The sequence below is a fragment of the Cellulomonas timonensis genome, from assembly GCF_900046455.1.
Classification (GTDB): Bacteria; Actinomycetota; Actinomycetes; order Actinomycetales; family Cellulomonadaceae; genus Cellulomonas_A; species Cellulomonas_A timonensis.
This window is the reverse complement of the sequence record NZ_FCOT01000013.1, coordinates 818791-833899: the sequence shown is the minus strand read 5'-3', so window position 1 is coordinate 833899 and position 15109 is coordinate 818791. Positions and strand designations below refer to the sequence as shown.

Sequence of the window (15109 nt, the reverse complement as noted above, 5' to 3'; positions counted from 1 at the left end):
GCTGGAGAGATGGCGACCGATCTGACGGCCTGGGGGCATTCGTGCGTGCGGCTCGAGCGTGGTGGCCGACGTCTGGTCATCGACCCGGGAATCCTCAGCGACCCTGATGCGCTCACCGGGGCCGCGGGGATCCTGGTCACGCATGAGCACACCGATCACGTCCACGCCCCACAGCTACGCCAGGCGCTTGACGTGGACCCCGAGCTCGAGGTCTGGGGACCGCCATCCGTGATCATCGAGCTCTCGGACGGCACCAAGGGCGACAACCGCCTCCACGGAGTCACGGCTGGCGAGCAGTTCGACGCCGTCGGGTTCGACATCGAGGTGCTGGGGGAGTGGCACGCCCTCGTCTACCCGGCGATCCCCCGGGTAGTGAACGTCGCGTACCTGATCGACGGGGCTCTGCTGCATCCCGGAGACTCGTTCACCGTCCCCGCCCGTCGTTCGGTGGACACCGTGCTCGCGCCTATCTCGGGGCCGTGGCTGAAGCTCGCTGAGACCATCGACTTCATCCACGCGATCGCGCCCGGGCTCGTGCTGCCCATTCACGACGCGACGCTGAGCCTGCCCGGCAAGGCCCTGGTGGACCGCCTGATGCGGCAACTGTGCCCCGACGTGGAGTATCTGCGGCTGCCCGTCGCGGACGTGCTGTCTTTGGCCTGACCTGGCCGCGTGGGGTGACCGGGGAGCGGTCTCGGCCTACGGTGGTGGGAGACGCACGGCAGGGGTTCTCCTGTGGCAGTTGGAGGTGCGAGGTGACCATTCCCGAGCCGCTCGACCCGGATGCGGCGCCTGATCGCCCGGCCCAGTCGCCTGCGCCTGACGAGGGCACGCCGGACGAGGGAGTGCCGGGCTCGGAGCCACCCGACCAGCACACGCCCGGACCTGGCCGGAGTCGCACCGAGGACCTCGCCGACCTGGCGGCCGACGGGCGCCCGCTCGCTGACACCCAGGCGTTCGAGAGCGACGGGCTCTGACTGGGCGGGGAGGCGGTGGACGGCCCGGCGAGTCGGGCGACGTGCCATCGCCGCCGCGGGCATGCTGACTCGATGGTCAGAGTCGAGCAGGTGTCCGAGGACGAGTGGCAGGTGCTGCGCGACATTCGTTTGCGCGCGCTGTGGCAGAGCCCTCAGGCGTTCGGCGCGTCCCTCGCGCGGGACCAGCGCTTCCAGGAGCAGCACTGGCGGATGCGCCTCCGCTCCAGCCACTGGTTCGTGGCCCGCGTGGAGCGCGACCAGGAACCCGTGGGGCTCGTCTGCATGATCGCCGAGCCCGGTTCGCCGGTGGACGACCGGCACGTCGTGAGTTTGTGGGTCGACCCCGACCATCGGAGCCAGGGGATCGGCCGGGCGCTGCTCGATCGTGTCGCCGGCGAGGCGTCCGACGCGGGCGCCACCACGCTGTCGCTGTGGGTGGCCGACGACAACGACGCGGCGCGCGCCCTGTACGAGGGCTTCGGCTTCGTCGCCACCGGCGCGAGCCAACCGCATCCGCGTGACGCGGCACGCTCGGAGCTGCGGTTTGAGTGCACACTCATGAGGGTCTGACCACCGAGGAGGGGCCATGCGGAAGGCCAGGGCAGCGTCATCGCCGCACCTCGCCTTCGATGTGCCGGTGGCGGTTCTCGAGTTGCTGTACGTGCGTGCCGCGCTCGGCCTCGACGTCCTCGACGACGTGCCGCCCATCCTGTCGCCACCGGCGCCACGGCCGGCTCCGGTCGACGCGGAGGCCCGCTGGCGGCAGTGCTACGACGAGATGCTGGGCCAGTTGCGACAGCCGGGCGCCCTGGTGTCCCCGGGATGGCTGCCCGAGCTGCTCGCGGTCCCAGAGGACGTGGCCGCGGGGCACGGGTGGATCCGGGACCACCGCGAACTGGTCATCAGCGGCGCGTTGCTCGCCAACGCCCAGAACGCGCCGCTGCTGCACCGCCGCGGCGAGTCGCTGACGAGCGCGGGCGTGCGGTTGGCGCTTGTGCTGCCACTCGATGGAGGGCACCGGCAGCTGGTCGGCGACGGGGTGCTCATGGTGTCGCTGCGGACACTTCTCGATGACGGGGCCTGGACGGCCGCCGAGTAGGCACGCCTCCCTCGGGCATCGGACGAGCCGTGCCGAGGTGAGCCTGGTCGTTCAGGCGTCGACGTCGAGCGACGTGGGCCTCAGCGGCGGAACAAGCCGGCCCACAAGAACGGCTCGCCGAACACGGGGGAGTCGTCGGGATAGTCGCGCATCCGGCGGAGCTCGACCTCGTCGAGCCAGCCGAAGGTGTGGCGCAGCTCGTCGTCCGAGTAGGCAAGGCCTCCGCCAAGGCCGCCCTCGCGGTAGAGGTCGGCGTCCGGCGCCTCCGAGCCCATCGCCCCCGCGGCGAAGCACGCCAGCGCGAAGGACCCGCCGGGGCGCACCATCGACTCCAGGAGCGCGCGATAGCTGATCCGCCGATGCGGTGGCAGGTGGTGGAAGCACCCGCTGTCGTACACGACGTCGTAGGGCTCGCGTCCATCCGGCCACGCGAAGATGTCGGATTGCGCGAAGCGCACGCTGACGCCGGCCTCCTGGGCCCGCTCCCGTGCCCAGTCCAGCGCCGCGCCCGACAGGTCGAGGGCATCGACCTCGGCGCCCTGCTGCGCGAACCAGACCGCGTTGCGGCCAGGGCCGCAACCGAGCTCGAGCACCCTGGTCCCTGGCCCGACTGCCAGGCGGCCCTCGGTGTGCCATGCGACGAGGCTCTCGTCAGGGGCGCTGCGGAAGAACGGCACGGGACGATCGCGGTCTGCGTAGAACCGGTCCCACCAGTCCGCCCCGGCGCGGGCCGTCCACCGATCGGCTTGCTCGGCGAAGAGGAGGTCGAGCAGCTCCATCACATCGTCGACCGTCTGCACCGAACGGTTCATGACGCAGCCCTCAAAATGGCATCTGACCTGCGGTTTTGCATGTCTCATCCTACCGTCGCGGAGGGTCTGAGGGGTCCGAAACGGCTGCGTGGACGAGTCGGGGAGAGGCGCCCGGGGGAGTGGGCGGACGCGACCCGTCAGGCAGTCAGATACGCCCGCACCGCGGACACGAACCCGTCGATCTGCGCAGGGGTGACCACCAGCGGTGGGTACACGCGGATCGTGTCGTGCGCGAGGTTGGCGCCGACGAGGTAGCCGCTGTCGAGCAGCGATGCCTGTGCCTGCGCGGCGGTTCCCGGCGCGACGTCGAACGCGCACATCAGCCCACGGCCGCGCACCGCCCGCACACCCTGGCCCGTCGCGGCGAGCCTGGCCAGCCCGGCCGTGAGCTGCGCGCCGCGGTCGACTGTGGCGGACAGCAGGCCCTCGGCCTCGATGGCCTCGATGACGGCGAGCATGACGGCGGCGCCGAGCGGGTCGTCCTGATGCGACTGCGCGTACCGCAGTCCCGCGCACTCAACCCGGTTGGCGATCTCCCGGGTGACCACGACGGCGCTGACCGGGTAGCCGTTACCGGCTCCCTTGCCGACCGCGACGACGTCCGGACGCACGTCGAGGTGCTGGAACCCGAACCAGCGCCCGGTCCGGCCGAAGCCGGTCGTGACCTCGTCCACGACGAGCAGCCCGCCGGCGGCGCGCACCTCGTCGACCACACGGGCGACCTGCCTGGCATCGGGCAGGCGGACCAGGCCGGAGGCGTTGCCCGGCTCGAGCACGACTGCGCCCACACGCGCGAGTGCGTCCCGGCGTTCCTCGCCGCCCATCGCGTCGAACTCCTCGACGGTCACCTGTCGGCCTGTCCCCGGCGCACCCGCCGCCCCGTAGGCGGAAAGGTAGTGGCCGGAGAACCGCAGCACGCCGTCCCGGCCGGTCACCGAGGCCGCGATTCGCAGTCCCAGCTCGACTGCCTCGCTGCCCGAGGCGAGCAGCACCGCCTGGCCGTCTGGCGCGCCGGCCACCTCGCACAGCCTCGCCCGAGCCCGCATGACGATGGGATGCGACCACCGGTAGCCCACGTGCATCACCGCCACGGCCTGCTTGACCAGCGCAGCGGTCACGGCCGGGTGCCCATGCCCGAGGTTCGCGGACCAGACCCCCGACTCGAAGTCGACCAGATCCCTCCCAGCCGTCGTCTGCAGCACGCATCCGGATCCCGCGACCACGTCGGGGACCTCCACTGCGAGGCCGGACAACGGCAGCAGCGATGTGCCGCGCGTCATGACGCACCCGCTCTCGACGGCCGACGGCGCGTGCGTCCCGCTGATCTGAACCACGGAATACCTCCCGCATCGGGGCCGGAGACCAACCGGCGCAGGGGCTCAGTCGCCCTCGGCCACCATAGGGAGGCCAGGGCTGCTTGCCAGAGGACCTCTGTCCCCACCCGCACGCCTGTCACCTGCGGCGATACGAGTCGTCGTGGAGTTCCGACGCACGGCCGGAAGGCAGGCAGGGGAGAGCCAGGGGAGCGCCTGGACGGCGGCACCGTGACGATCGACGTCCCGGAGAGGTTCCGACTGACCGACGTGTCTGCCACGAGCGATGGGCACAGATCCGACATGTCGTATCTCGGATAGATATTCGCTGATGTCGACGCCGAGGACGAGATGGTGTGGAATCGCCATGTCGCCAGGAAAATACGCCGGGCGCCGTTCACTGAGAAGCGCGCCGCGTGGGCCGCGCGCATGCGCGCCCTCCCTCCGCGTTGACGATGCCCGCCGGAAGGGTGGGGAGGGTCCGCGCAACCTCTCGTCCAGCGCGGAATGACATAATGTACATTATCGGCGGGTCGCCGGGAGGCGGAAGCCGCTCTGATTCCCGCCTGGAACGCTCCGTCATGTGGTTCGACCTGTCCGTCAGCACGTGTGGGGCCCGCTCATGCGCCGCTGCGTTCCGGATGGGCGGTGATCGACGTCGAGTGCAGCCCGCGTCACGAGCGGCGCCTCGAGGTGATCCCTCATCAAGTCGACGACTGGAAGTCCTGGCTGTGGGACGCGGTCTCCGTCGGTTGTGGAGTCAGCGCACCAGCATTCTCGACCGGCCTGTCCGCGCCCCTCCCCTCCCGGGCCGTTCTGCTCCCGGAGGCTCCGCGCCGCTGGGCCTCGCCAGCTGTCACCGGGGCGTCGCCGCGAGCGCAGTCAGGTGACGAGTGTGCCTTGCGGCGGCTGCCCATCAGCTTCTCGCAAGTTTCGCGCGCCGGTCGCGCCGAAGGTGCCTGCAGGTTCGATCGGCGCTGCTCCGCAGGCAGTTGTGGAGCCGACTTTATCGATAGAAGTACCCCAAAAGGGTGGTGAAACGCTTCAGTTGGCCATTCGAAACTATCAGGACGGCGTCTGCCCTTGACGCCCGCCATCAGACCGCTTGAGGGTGGCGTGCCGGCAACGACCGGCAGTACATCCACCCTGAGGAGGGATCAATGACGACCCCACGTCCGAGGAGCAGTCGCAGCCGTCTCATCACCGCTACGGGCTGTCTGTCCGCAGCCGTCCTGACCGTGACGCTCGCCGTGCCGGCCCTGGCGGCGGGCAGCACGCTGCAGGCTGCCGCCGCCGAGAGCGGCCGCTACTTCGGCACCGCCATCGCGGCGAGCCGGCTGAGCGACTCGGCCTACACGACCATCGCGAACCGCGAGTTCAACATGATCACGGCCGAGAACGAGATGAAGATGGACGCGCTCGAGCCGAACCAGAACCAGTTCAACTACGCGAATGGCGACCGGATCGTCAACTGGGCGCGGCAGAACGGCAAGCAGGTGCGCGGCCACGCCCTCGCCTGGCACTCCCAGCAGCCCGGCTGGATGCAGAACATGTCGGGGACCGCGCTGCGCAACGCGATGCTCAACCACGTCACCCAGGTGGCGACGTACTACCGCGGCAAGATCCACTCGTGGGACGTCGTCAACGAGGCATTCGCCGACGGCAACTCGGGCGGACGCCGCGACTCCAACCTGCAGCGCACCGGCAACGACTGGATCGAGGCCGCGTTCCGTGCCGCCCGTGCCGCCGACCCGAACGCCAAGCTCTGCTACAACGACTACAACACCGACAACTGGTCGCACGCCAAGACCCAAGGGGTCTACAACATGGTCCGCGACTTCAAGGCGCGCGGTGTGCCGATCGACTGCGTCGGCTTCCAAGCGCACTTCAACTCCGGCAACCCTGTGCCGTCGAATTACCACACGACACTGCAGAACTTCGCCGACCTCGGCGTCGACGTGCAGATCACCGAGCTCGACATCGAGGGCTCAGGGAGCTCGCAGGCGCAGCAGTACCAGGGCGTCATCCAGGCCTGCCTCTCCGTCGCCCGTTGCACTGGCATCACGGTGTGGGGCGTGCGCGACACCGACTCCTGGCGTGCCTCAGGCACTCCGCTGCTGTTCGACGGGTCGGGCAACAAGAAGGCCGCCTACACCAGCGTGCTCAACCAGTTGAACGCGGGCGGCACCACGAACCCCGCCCACCACCCCGCCGCCGACGGGTGGGGCCAGCTGCACGGCGACCTACTCGGAGGGCCAGAAGTGGAATGACCGGTTCAACGGGACGGTGACCATCCGCGCCAACACGAACATCAGCAACTGGCAGTCCACCGTCACGGTTCGCTCGCCGCAGAAGATCACCGCGACGTGGAGCGGGTCGCCCACCTGGGACGGCTCCGGCAACGTCATGACGATGCGCCCCAGCGGCAACGGCACGCTGTCCGCGGGCCAGACGACGACGTTCGGCTTCACTGTCGCGCACAACGGCAACTGGACGTGGCCGTCGGTGACCTGCTCGGCTTCCTGATCCCTCACGAGGGCTCTGTGTGCGAGGGGGCGCGGCGCCGGCGCCGCGCCCCCTCGTCGTCCCTCACCGGCACGGGCGTCCTCGGCCCCCCGCTGGCTCCGTCATGCGGCGCGCGTCGACTGCCACCGGGCGGTCAGCACCCATCGAAGGACGTGCAGCCGTCACGGAGTTGAGGCTGCACAGGAAGCTCGTCCGCAGGGCCCTGGTCGAGATAGGTGCTGCGGTAGGTCCGATCGGCCCCACCGCCCCGCGCCACTTGCGTCTCCTCGAGCAGCACGCCGGTGTCGGGGTCGAAGACGAGGCGCCGCACCTCCGTGACCCCTCCATGGTCGATCACCTGCTCGACAGCGGTTCCGGTGCGCCCGACGGCGTCGGTGACGTCGCCGACCAGCCTCACGTCCGGGATCTGCGCCGCGACGCGCCACAACGCGCTGCGCAGTGCTGGCGAGGCCGGAGTCGCGCGCAACAGGTCGCCCACCGCCATGAACAAGCGGTCGTCCGCACTCCGCGAGGTCCCCGCTGTGTCAGCTCGCAGCAGGAGGTCTCGCAACTCAGCGGGGTCGGTCGTGAGGGCGCTGAGCCCGTCCCAATCCACATGTGTGCCGCCGATGTCGTAGGTGGCAGTGCCCAGCCCGATGGGATTCGCGCTCACCCCGTCGTCGATGAGCAACCCCGGCCCCGATCGAGCCGACCAACTCTCACGACGATAGACGGCCCCCCCATCCACGTTCGACTGGCTGTGCTCGGACACCGTGTGCCAGTACGACGCTCCCGCAGCCAGGTCGGGCTGCATGGCCGCCGAGTCGCTCGCCATCAGCAGCTTCTCCGCTGCTTGCGCGACGTCCGGGTCGGCGCCGCCGAACGGTGACAACGGGAGGACCACCAGCCCGGCAGCGGCCGCCGCGCCGACGATGGACAGTGACAGCCGGCGCCGGCGCACCGCGCGACGCCGGTGCGCGAGCACCACGGTGTTGGCCTCGGCGATCCGAGAGGACAGCCGGGCGCTGCCGGCCGCGAGCGCTGCGGAGGACGGCTCGGTGGTGGTCGCGGTCGCGGTGAGAAGCAGGTCGAGGCTCATCGGAGGGACTCCTCTGCGGTCGGGATGAGGGCGGTCAGCGCTGCCCGGGCGCGCGCACGGGCGCGGTGGATGCCGTACAGCCAGGGCAGGGCCGAGCCGCTGACGTGCGGCCGAACTCGGACCCGGCCCTCGACTGCGGCGACGAACACGTCGCCGAGCAGGTCGTCTGCCACGGCGGCGCCCACCCGCCTGCTCAGATATCGATGGACCGCCGGCGCATGCCGCTCGTACAGCACGCCCAGCACCTCGGGGCGGGTGGGAGCGAGCGCCAAGAGCTCGGCGTCGCTCGGTGAGTGCTCCATACCCTTCCTATGCCCCCCGAGGGCGAAGCGTTGCATCGCCGGCCTGTGCGACGCCCCCGCTCAGCCCGCGGAGCACTGCGGCCAGCGCGTCGACGACAGGACCGGGGCGGGTCAGGCGCCCACGTACGCCGCGAGGTGCTCCCCGGTGAGGGTCGACCGGGTGGCGACGAGGTCGGCGGGCGTGCCCTCGAAGACGACCGACCCACCGTCGTGCCCGGCGCCGGGTCCGAGGTCGATGATCCAGTCGGCATGCGCCATGACCGCCTGGTGGTGCTCGACGACGATCACGGACTTGCCGGTGTCGACCAGGTGGTCGAGCAGCCCCAAGAGCTGCTGCACGTCGGCGAGGTGCAGCCCAGCGGTCGGCTCGTCGAGGACGTAGATGCCGCCCTTCTCGCCCAGGTGGCTCGCGAGCTTGAGGCGCTGCCGCTCGCCGCCCGAGAGCGTCGTCAGCGGCTGTCCGAGCGTCAGGTAGCCCAGCCCGACCTTGACCAGGCGGTCGAGGATGGCGTGCGCGGCCGGCGTGCGCGCCTCGCCGGTGGCGAAGAACGGCTCCGCCTCGGTGGCCGACATGGCGAGCACCTCGCTGATGTCACGGCCGCCGAGGTGGTACTCGAGCACCGACGCGTCGAACCTCTTGCCCTCGCACCCCTCGCACGGGATGGCCACGCCGGCCATCATCGCCAGGTCCGTGTAGATGACGCCGGCGCCGTTGCAGGTGGGGCAGGCGCCCTCGGAGTTGGCGCTGAACAGCGCGGGCTTCACGCCGTTGGCCTTGGCGAAGGCCTTGCGGATGGGCTCGAGCAGGCCGGTGTAGGTGGCTGGGTTGCTTCGCCGCGAGCCCCGGATGGCCCCCTGGTCGATGGAGACGATGTCGGCGCCCGCGGGCATCGAGCCGTGCACGAGCGAGCTCTTGCCCGAGCCCGCCACCCCGGTGACGACGACGAGGACGCCCAACGGGATGTCGACGTCGACGTCGCGCAGGTTGTTGGCTGACGCGCCGCGGATCTCCAGGGCGCCGCTGGGCGTCCGCACGGACTCCTTGAGGCTCGCCCGGTCGTCGAGGTGCCGCCCGGTGACCGTGTCACTGGCGCGCAGCCCTTCGACGGTCCCCTCGAAGCAGATCGTCCCGCCTGCGGACCCCGCCCCGGGTCCGAGGTCGACGACGTGGTCGGCGATCGCGATCGTCTCCGGCTTGTGCTCGACGACGAGCACGGTGTTCCCCTTGTCTCGCAGCTCCAGCAGCAGCTCGTTCATCCGCTGGATGTCGTGAGGGTGCAGCCCGATGGTCGGCTCGTCGAAGACGTAGGTGACGTCGGTGAGCGAGGAGCCCAGGTGGCGGATCATCTTGGTCCGCTGCGACTCCCCACCCGAGAGGGTGCCCGCCGACCGGTCCAGGGACAGGTAGCCGAGCCCGATGTCGACGAAGGAGTCGAGGGTTCTGCGCAGCGTGGTGAGCAGCGGCGCGACGGACGGCTCGTCGAGCCCGCGCACCCAAGCGGCCAGGTCGCTGATCTGCATCGCACACGCGTCGGCGATGTTGACGCCACCGATCCGCGAGGACCGGGCGCCCTCGTTGAGGCGGGTGCCGTGGCAGTCGGGGCAGGTCGTGAAGACGACGGCGCGCTCGACGAACGCCCGGATGTGCGGCTGGAGCGCGTCGACGTCCTTGGCGAGGAACGACTTCTGGATCTTCGGGATCAGCCCCTCATAGGTGAGGTTGATGCCGTCGACCTTGATCTTCGTCGGCTCCTTGTAGAGCAGGTCGTCGAGCTCGCGCTTCGTGAATTCGCGGATGGGCTTGTCGGGGTCGAAGTAGCCGCAGCCGGTGAAGATGCGGTTGTACCAGCCTTCGGTGGTGTAGCCCGGGATGGTGAGGGCGCCCTGGTTCAAAGACTTGCTGTCGTCGTAGAGCTGCGTCAGGTCGAAGTCGGTGATGGAGCCCCGTCCCTCGCAGCGCGGGCACATGCCCCCGGTGATGGAGAAGCTCCGGCGCTCCTTGGTGGTGACGCCGCCCTTCTCCATCGTCACCGCGCCGGCGCCCGAGATGGACGCCACGTTGAAGGAGAACGCCTGGGACGAGCCGATGTGCGGCTGGCCGAGGCGGCTGAAGAGGATGCGCAGCATCGCGTTGGCGTCGGTGGCAGTGCCGACAGTGGAGCGCGCGTTGGCGCCCATCCGCTCCTGGTCGACGATGATCGCGGTGGTCAGCCCGTCCAGCACGTCCACATCGGGCCGCGCGAGGGTCGGCATGAAGCCCTGCACAAAGGTGCTGTAGGTCTCGTTGATCATCCGCTGCGACTCCGCGGCGATCGTGCCGAACACCAGCGAGCTCTTGCCTGAGCCGGACACGCCGGTGAACACCGTCAGGCGGCGCTTCGGGATCACCACGTCGACGTCCCTGAGGTTGTTGACGCGGGCGCCGTGCACGCGGATCAGGTCGTGGCTGTCCGCGACATGCGGGGCGGGCACACGCGGGTCCGTGCTCGTGGCCGTGCTCATCGTGTCTCCATCTGTCGCGGGACCTATCGCGGGACCTGTTGGGGGACGTCGAGATCGTCGTGGCTCCTGGGCGCCACATCCGGTTCTACAGTGTGGCCGCGGACCGGGGCAACGACCCCCACCGTCCCATGGCGGGGTGACACGGCGTCCGCTCGACGGCTGGACCGGGCGCGGCCATGATCTAGAGATGAGCCCGTCAAGCGAACTCGAACTGGTCCACCTGGTCGCGAAGCTCGAGGAGCAGGAGCGCGCCCTCGTCTTCACCCGCTTCGACAACGACGACGCATGGCGGTTGGGCTGTGTGCTGGTCGAGATCGCCCAGGAGCGCTCGCTGCCGGTGACGATCGACGTGCGGCGCGGGCGCCAGCAGCTCTTCCATGCCGCGTTGCCGGGAACGACCCCGGACAACGACACCTGGGTCGACCGCAAGGTGCGGGTCACGGAGCGGTTCGGCGCGTCGTCGTACCTGGTCGGGGCGCGGGCCCGCGCGGACGGGACGACCTTCGCCGAGCAGCAGGACCTGCCGTTGCAGCGCTACGCGGCGCACGGCGGGTGTTTCCCGGTGCGGATCACGGATGTGGGCGTGGTGGGCACGGTGACCGTGTCGGGGCTCCCGCAGGCCGACGACCACGACCTGGTGGTGGAGGCAGTGACCGCGTTCCTCGCCTGACGACCGGGGCCACTCCCCCGCTGCCATGCCGCTCTGTCCCATTTCTCCTCGAGCGCGCGGCCAGAGATGGGGCCTGAAACGGCACACGTGAGCGACTGTCGGCCGCTAAGGTAAAGAAAACGCCAATAATGTACAATATGTCAATAAAAGTGCATTCGACGAGACAGTGCCCCCACCCCCCACCACACTGTGGTGGTGCGCCGCATCGGGATTGAAGAAGAGTTCCTGCTCGTGTCTCCTGACGGGACGCTCCGAGCCGTCGCAGCCCCCGCGCTGCAGCATGCGGCGGCTCACGCGGCCGACGAGATGCTCGACGACCCCCCTGGTGGCAGGCTCGAGAAGGAGTTCACCCAGGAACAGGTCGAGACCTCCACACGCCCACGCTCCACCGTCGCCGACCTCCTGGCAGAGGTGCGTGCCGGCCGGTCCCGCGCCGACTCCTCCGCCCAGCACGTCGGCGCCAGGGCCGTCGCGCTCGGCACCGCGCCCATCGGTGGCGACCCCACCGTCATCGTCAACCAGCGCGCCAAGGCCATCCGCGACGAGTTCGGGGAGATCGCCCGCGAGCAGCTCACCTGCGGATGCCACATCCATGTCGAGGTGACCGACGACGAGGATGGCGTGCGGATCATCGACCACCTGCGCCGGTGGACTCCCCTACTGCTGGCGCTCAGCGCGAACAGCCCGTACTGGCACGGCGAGGACACCGCCTACGCCAGCTACCGGTCCCTGGTCTGGGGCCGTTGGCCCACGGCCGGCCCGACGGCGCCCTTCGGCGACGCCGCGACCTACCACGGCCTGGTCGACGACCTGGTGGCGAGCGGCACCATCCTCGACCCCGGGATGGTCTACTTCGACGCCCGGCTCTCGCCCCGCTACCCGACCGTCGAGGTCCGCGTCCCCGACGTCTGCCTCGACTCCGCCGACGCCGTCCTGCAGGGCGTGCTGGTCCGGGCCCTCGCCGACACCGCCCTCGACATCAGCCTCGCCGGAGGGCCGCCGCTCGGCCCGGAACCGCGCACCGAGGCGCTCCGGGTGGCCGCCTGGCGAGCCGCGAGGTCGGGGCTCACCGGAGACCTGCTCGATCCGCTGACCTTCCGCCCTCGGCCCGCATCTGACGCGCTCCAGACGCTGCTCGAGCATGTGGCGCCCGCCCTGGAGAGGTCCGGGGACCGGCTGTGGGTGGGCGAGCAGGTGCAGAGAGTGCTGCAACGCGGCAACGGCGCGATGCAGCAGCGCAGGTGGCGCCTCGACGGCGCGGACGACCAGGAGCTGGTCGAGCGAGCCGTCGACCGCACCCATGCCTGACAGCGTCCCCGCGATGGCGACGCCCTCCAGCGAGTGGCCAGCGCTGTCTGACGTCGTCGCGGCGCTCAGGTCGGCCGGCTGCGTGTTCGCCGAGGACGAGGCCGCGCTGCTCCGCGCCGAGGCTCGGACCCCGCAGCATCTCGCTGAGCTGACCGCCCGACGCGTCTCGGGCGCCCCGCTCGAGCACGTCCTCGGCTGGGTGGCGTTCAGCGGGCTGCGGATCGTCGTCACCCCGGGGGTGTTCGTCCCCCGGCGCCGCACCGAGCTCCTGGTCGACACGGCCCGTCGCGTGCTCGACGAGCAGGCTCATCGCCCCGGCCCGCGGCGGCGATCCGACGGGCGGCGCCGTGGCGGGCGGGAGAGCGTCGTCGTCGACCTGTGCTGCGGGTCGGGAGCCGTGGGCGTGGCCATCGCCACTGCCCGGGAGCCCGTGGAGCTCCACGCGGTGGACATCGACCCGGTGGCCGTGCGCTGTGCACGGCGGAACATCCCCATGACGCTCGGGCAGGTGCACCGGGGAGACCTCGACGAGCCGCTCCCGTCGAGCCTGCGGGGCAGAGTCGACATCCTCACCGCGAACGCGCCGTATGTGCCGACGCACGCCTTACGTCTCATGCCTCCCGAGGCCCGCCAGCATGAGCCGCGCACGGCGCTCGACGGCGGTCCCGAAGGCCTCGACCTCCTGTTCCGCGTGATCGCCCTGGCGCCGCGCTGGCTCGCCCCCGGGGGCGCGGTGCTGATGGAGGCAGGCGCCGCCCAGGGCGTGGCGCTGGCCGCCGCCCTCACCGCGGCGGGCCTGACTCCCACCGTCGTCCAGGACGCCGAGCGGGACGCGACAGTGGTGAGCGGCAGCCGCGCCGGGGAGGACCCGGGGGGTTGAGCGGCATCGGGCCGGCGACGTCGATGGAAAGCCTCACTCGCCTCGGCTCTGCACGGACCGTGCCGTCGCTGGGGGAATGCCCACCTCCTGAATGCTGTGCTGACCACAGGGAGCCTTGGTCACGGCGGCGTGCTCGATGCGCGTCATGAGGAACCACCGGATATCGCCGCGTAGCCGGCACCATCCGATCAGGTACCAACGGCCGTTGGCGGAGGCGAAGATGATCGGCTCGACGTCGCGGGTCGTCGTGCTGTCGTCACGCGAGACGTAGCGAATGCGCACGACGCGTTGCTCGGCCATCGCTTCCTCGAGGGCCGATCTGACCGCCCGAACGGCAGACGACGGCGTGTCCACCCACACGCGGCGCGCGAGCTCATCGGCTTTCGCCCGGGTCCTGGGGTCGAGGACGTCCAGGATCTTCTGGACGCCGGCTGAGGCCAAGTCGGCATAGGGGGCATCGGAGGCAGCGGAGACGGCCGCGAGCAGCGCCACCGCCTGCGCGGGGGTCAGGCTGACCGGCGGGAGGCTCGCCCGAGTGGCGAGGCCGTAGCCGCCGCCAGGCCCTGGGCGCGACCAGATCGGCGCACCGCTGTTCTCGAGGGCGGTGAGGTCTCTCTTCACCGTCCGCACCGACACGCCGAACTCCGCCGCCAGCCGCTCAGCAGTGCATCCGCGGGGGCCATTGCGGCGCAGCATCTCCGACAATGCGTGGAGCCGCTCTGCCCGTCTCACGTCCGCGCCCCACCAAGATTCATGTCAGAAATGGTGACACGCCGTTGTCCTCGGGGCTTGCGAGCATGGCGGTATGACGACGACCAACACGGGCGAACCGACCATCCTCCTGATCGCCGGCCACTGGCTGGGGGCATGGGCATGGGACGAGGTGGTGGAACACCTGACCGCCGCCGGCCGGCGAGCCATCCCGATGACCCTTCCCGGCCTCGACGAGGCAGACCGCGAGCGAGCTTCCAGGACACTCGACGACCAGGCAGCGGCGATCGAACGGGTCGCGGCCGCCGAAAAGCAGCCCGTGGTCATCGTGGCGCACAGCGGAGCCAACGCCCCGGTCAGCCTCGTGCTCGATCAGCATCCCGAGCTCGTCCGCCGTGTGGTCTGGATTGACAGCGGACCGGTGGCGCCCGGGAGCGTCTTCGCCCCCGACCTGCCGGACGATCTGGGCGAGCTGCCCCTGCCGCCCTTCGACGCGCTCGGGCAGCAGGCCAGCCTCGAGGGCTTGAGCACCGAGGATCTCGCGCGCTTCCGGGCCCGGGCCGTCCCGGAGCCGGGTCCCGTGCTTCGCCAGCCAGTGGAGCTCGCCAACGACGCACGTCTGCAGGTCCCGACCACGCTGGTGTGCTGCTCGATCCCGGGCGCACAGCTGATGGAGCTGGCCCACGCCGGTCATCCCATGTTCGCCGAGGTCGCCCGCCTCCAGCACGTCGACGTCATCGACCTCCCCACCGGCCACTGGCCCATGTGGAGCCGCTCCGACGACCTCGCGCAGCTCGTCGCCGCAGCAGCGACTTCCCGGGACAGCGGAACCGCGAGCTGACGTGTTCCTCGCACCCCGACTCCGGCTCGGCTGAGGGGAAGCCGCGAACATGCCACGCCGGGCGGGTCCTGCGTGGCATGTTCGCGGGCG

The 15109-nt window shown here is 70.6% G+C and carries 16 protein-coding genes; 10 read left to right on the top strand and 6 right to left on the bottom strand.

The features are described 5' to 3' along the window. Window positions 1-9 precede the first annotated feature (9 nt). The 4 genes from BN3788_RS17235 to BN3788_RS17220 all read left to right on the top strand — a co-directional run bounded on the left by BN3788_RS17235 (window position 10) and on the right by BN3788_RS17220 (window position 2076). The gene (locus BN3788_RS17235) at window positions 10-663 is read left to right on the top strand and encodes an MBL fold metallo-hydrolase (protein WP_066588848.1); all 654 of its coding nucleotides are present in this window, start codon (window positions 10-12) and stop codon (window positions 661-663) included. A 92-nt stretch (window positions 664-755) separates the two neighbouring features. Continuing rightward, on the top strand, window positions 756-977 hold the full coding sequence (locus BN3788_RS17230; RefSeq protein WP_066588846.1) for a hypothetical protein: 222 nt from the start codon (window positions 756-758) through the stop codon (window positions 975-977). Between the two features lie 72 nt (window positions 978-1049). Next, window positions 1050-1547 carry a GNAT family N-acetyltransferase gene (locus tag BN3788_RS17225; protein WP_066588838.1) on the top strand — a complete coding sequence of 166 codons (498 nt, stop codon included), beginning with the start codon at window positions 1050-1052 and terminating at the stop codon, window positions 1545-1547. A gap of 16 nt (window positions 1548-1563) precedes the next feature. Next, window positions 1564-2076: a hypothetical protein gene (locus tag BN3788_RS17220; protein ID WP_066588834.1), complete on the top strand. Its 513-nt coding sequence runs from the start codon at window positions 1564-1566 to the stop codon at window positions 2074-2076. Between the two features lie 80 nt (window positions 2077-2156). Here BN3788_RS17220 and BN3788_RS17215 read toward each other — a convergent pair whose 3' ends face one another. After that, window positions 2157-2888 (bottom strand): class I SAM-dependent methyltransferase, encoded by a 732-nt coding sequence (locus BN3788_RS17215; protein ID WP_066588832.1) that lies wholly within the window; start codon window positions 2886-2888, stop codon window positions 2157-2159. Window positions 2889-3025: 137 nt separating this feature from the next. Further along, on the bottom strand, window positions 3026-4168 hold the full coding sequence (locus BN3788_RS17210; RefSeq protein ID WP_066588829.1) for an aminotransferase class III-fold pyridoxal phosphate-dependent enzyme: 1143 nt from the start codon (window positions 4166-4168) through the stop codon (window positions 3026-3028). Between the two features lie 1193 nt (window positions 4169-5361). Between BN3788_RS17210 and BN3788_RS17205 the strand changes: the two genes are divergently transcribed. Next, window positions 5362-6471, top strand: a complete 1110-nt coding sequence (locus tag BN3788_RS17205; protein ID WP_315969773.1) for an endo-1,4-beta-xylanase — start codon at window positions 5362-5364, stop codon at window positions 6469-6471. A gap of 16 nt (window positions 6472-6487) precedes the next feature. Continuing rightward, window positions 6488-6727 (top strand): cellulose binding domain-containing protein, encoded by a 240-nt coding sequence (locus tag BN3788_RS20135; RefSeq protein WP_315969772.1) that lies wholly within the window; start codon window positions 6488-6490, stop codon window positions 6725-6727. 133 nt (window positions 6728-6860) lie between these two features. On the opposite strand, the gene BN3788_RS17200 is transcribed toward BN3788_RS20135, so the two are convergent. The 3 genes from BN3788_RS17200 to BN3788_RS17190 all read right to left on the bottom strand — a co-directional run bounded on the left by BN3788_RS17200 (window position 6861) and on the right by BN3788_RS17190 (window position 10609). Then, window positions 6861-7805: a CU044_5270 family protein gene (locus BN3788_RS17200; RefSeq protein WP_066588827.1), complete on the bottom strand. Its 945-nt coding sequence runs from the start codon at window positions 7803-7805 to the stop codon at window positions 6861-6863. Beyond that, a complete protein-coding gene (locus tag BN3788_RS17195; RefSeq protein WP_066588825.1) occupies window positions 7802-8107 on the bottom strand; it encodes an RNA polymerase sigma factor in 306 nt (101 codons plus the stop codon). Before BN3788_RS17195 ends, BN3788_RS17200 begins: the two co-directional genes overlap by 4 nt. 111 nt (window positions 8108-8218) lie before the next feature. Next, entirely contained in the window at window positions 8219-10609 is a 2391-nt protein-coding gene (locus BN3788_RS17190; RefSeq protein WP_066588824.1) for an ATP-binding cassette domain-containing protein, read from the bottom strand. A gap of 187 nt (window positions 10610-10796) precedes the next feature. Between BN3788_RS17190 and BN3788_RS17185 the strand changes: the two genes are divergently transcribed. The 3 genes from BN3788_RS17185 (at window position 10797) to BN3788_RS17175 (ending at window position 13467) form a co-directional block, all read left to right on the top strand. Then, window positions 10797-11279, top strand: a complete 483-nt coding sequence (locus BN3788_RS17185; RefSeq protein ID WP_066588821.1) for a heme-degrading domain-containing protein — start codon at window positions 10797-10799, stop codon at window positions 11277-11279. Between the two features lie 195 nt (window positions 11280-11474). Next, on the top strand, window positions 11475-12587 hold the full coding sequence (locus BN3788_RS17180; RefSeq protein WP_234346706.1) for a carboxylate-amine ligase: 1113 nt from the start codon (window positions 11475-11477) through the stop codon (window positions 12585-12587). 13 nt (window positions 12588-12600) lie between these two features. After that, on the top strand, window positions 12601-13467 hold the full coding sequence (locus tag BN3788_RS17175) for a putative protein N(5)-glutamine methyltransferase (RefSeq protein WP_066589672.1): 867 nt from the start codon (window positions 12601-12603) through the stop codon (window positions 13465-13467). Window positions 13468-13500: 33 nt separating this feature from the next. Here BN3788_RS17175 and BN3788_RS17170 read toward each other — a convergent pair whose 3' ends face one another. Continuing rightward, on the bottom strand, window positions 13501-14199 hold the full coding sequence (locus tag BN3788_RS17170; RefSeq protein WP_066588818.1) for a helix-turn-helix transcriptional regulator: 699 nt from the start codon (window positions 14197-14199) through the stop codon (window positions 13501-13503). Window positions 14200-14272: 73 nt separating this feature from the next. Here BN3788_RS17170 and BN3788_RS17165 point away from each other — a divergent pair, with 73 nt between their 5' ends. Next, a complete protein-coding gene (locus tag BN3788_RS17165) occupies window positions 14273-15019 on the top strand; it encodes an alpha/beta fold hydrolase (RefSeq protein WP_066588815.1) in 747 nt (248 codons plus the stop codon). Window positions 15020-15109: the final 90 nt, after the last annotated feature.

Excerpts from the sequence above, each read along its gene's own strand:
- BN3788_RS17210 (WP_066588829.1), bottom strand. The coding sequence starts at position 4,168 with ATGACGCGCGGCACATCGCTGCTGCCGTTGTCCGGCCTCGCAGTGGAG.
- BN3788_RS17190 (WP_066588824.1), bottom strand. The coding sequence starts at position 10,609 with ATGAGCACGGCCACGAGCACGGACCCGCGTGTGCCCGCCCCGCATGTC.
- BN3788_RS17200 (WP_066588827.1), bottom strand. The coding sequence starts at position 7,805 with ATGAGCCTCGACCTGCTTCTCACCGCGACCGCGACCACCACCGAGCCG.
- BN3788_RS17215 (WP_066588832.1), bottom strand. The coding sequence starts at position 2,888 with ATGAACCGTTCGGTGCAGACGGTCGACGATGTGATGGAGCTGCTCGAC.
- BN3788_RS17225 (WP_066588838.1), top strand. The coding sequence starts at position 1,050 with ATGGTCAGAGTCGAGCAGGTGTCCGAGGACGAGTGGCAGGTGCTGCGC.
- BN3788_RS17235 (WP_066588848.1), top strand. The coding sequence starts at position 10 with ATGGCGACCGATCTGACGGCCTGGGGGCATTCGTGCGTGCGGCTCGAG.
- BN3788_RS17205 (WP_315969773.1), top strand. The coding sequence starts at position 5,362 with ATGACGACCCCACGTCCGAGGAGCAGTCGCAGCCGTCTCATCACCGCT.
- BN3788_RS17185 (WP_066588821.1), top strand. The coding sequence starts at position 10,797 with ATGAGCCCGTCAAGCGAACTCGAACTGGTCCACCTGGTCGCGAAGCTC.
- BN3788_RS17175 (WP_066589672.1), top strand. The coding sequence starts at position 12,601 with ATGGCGACGCCCTCCAGCGAGTGGCCAGCGCTGTCTGACGTCGTCGCG.
- BN3788_RS17220 (WP_066588834.1), top strand. The coding sequence starts at position 1,564 with ATGCGGAAGGCCAGGGCAGCGTCATCGCCGCACCTCGCCTTCGATGTG.
- BN3788_RS17195 (WP_066588825.1), bottom strand. The coding sequence starts at position 8,107 with ATGGAGCACTCACCGAGCGACGCCGAGCTCTTGGCGCTCGCTCCCACC.
- BN3788_RS17165 (WP_066588815.1), top strand. The coding sequence starts at position 14,273 with ATGACGACGACCAACACGGGCGAACCGACCATCCTCCTGATCGCCGGC.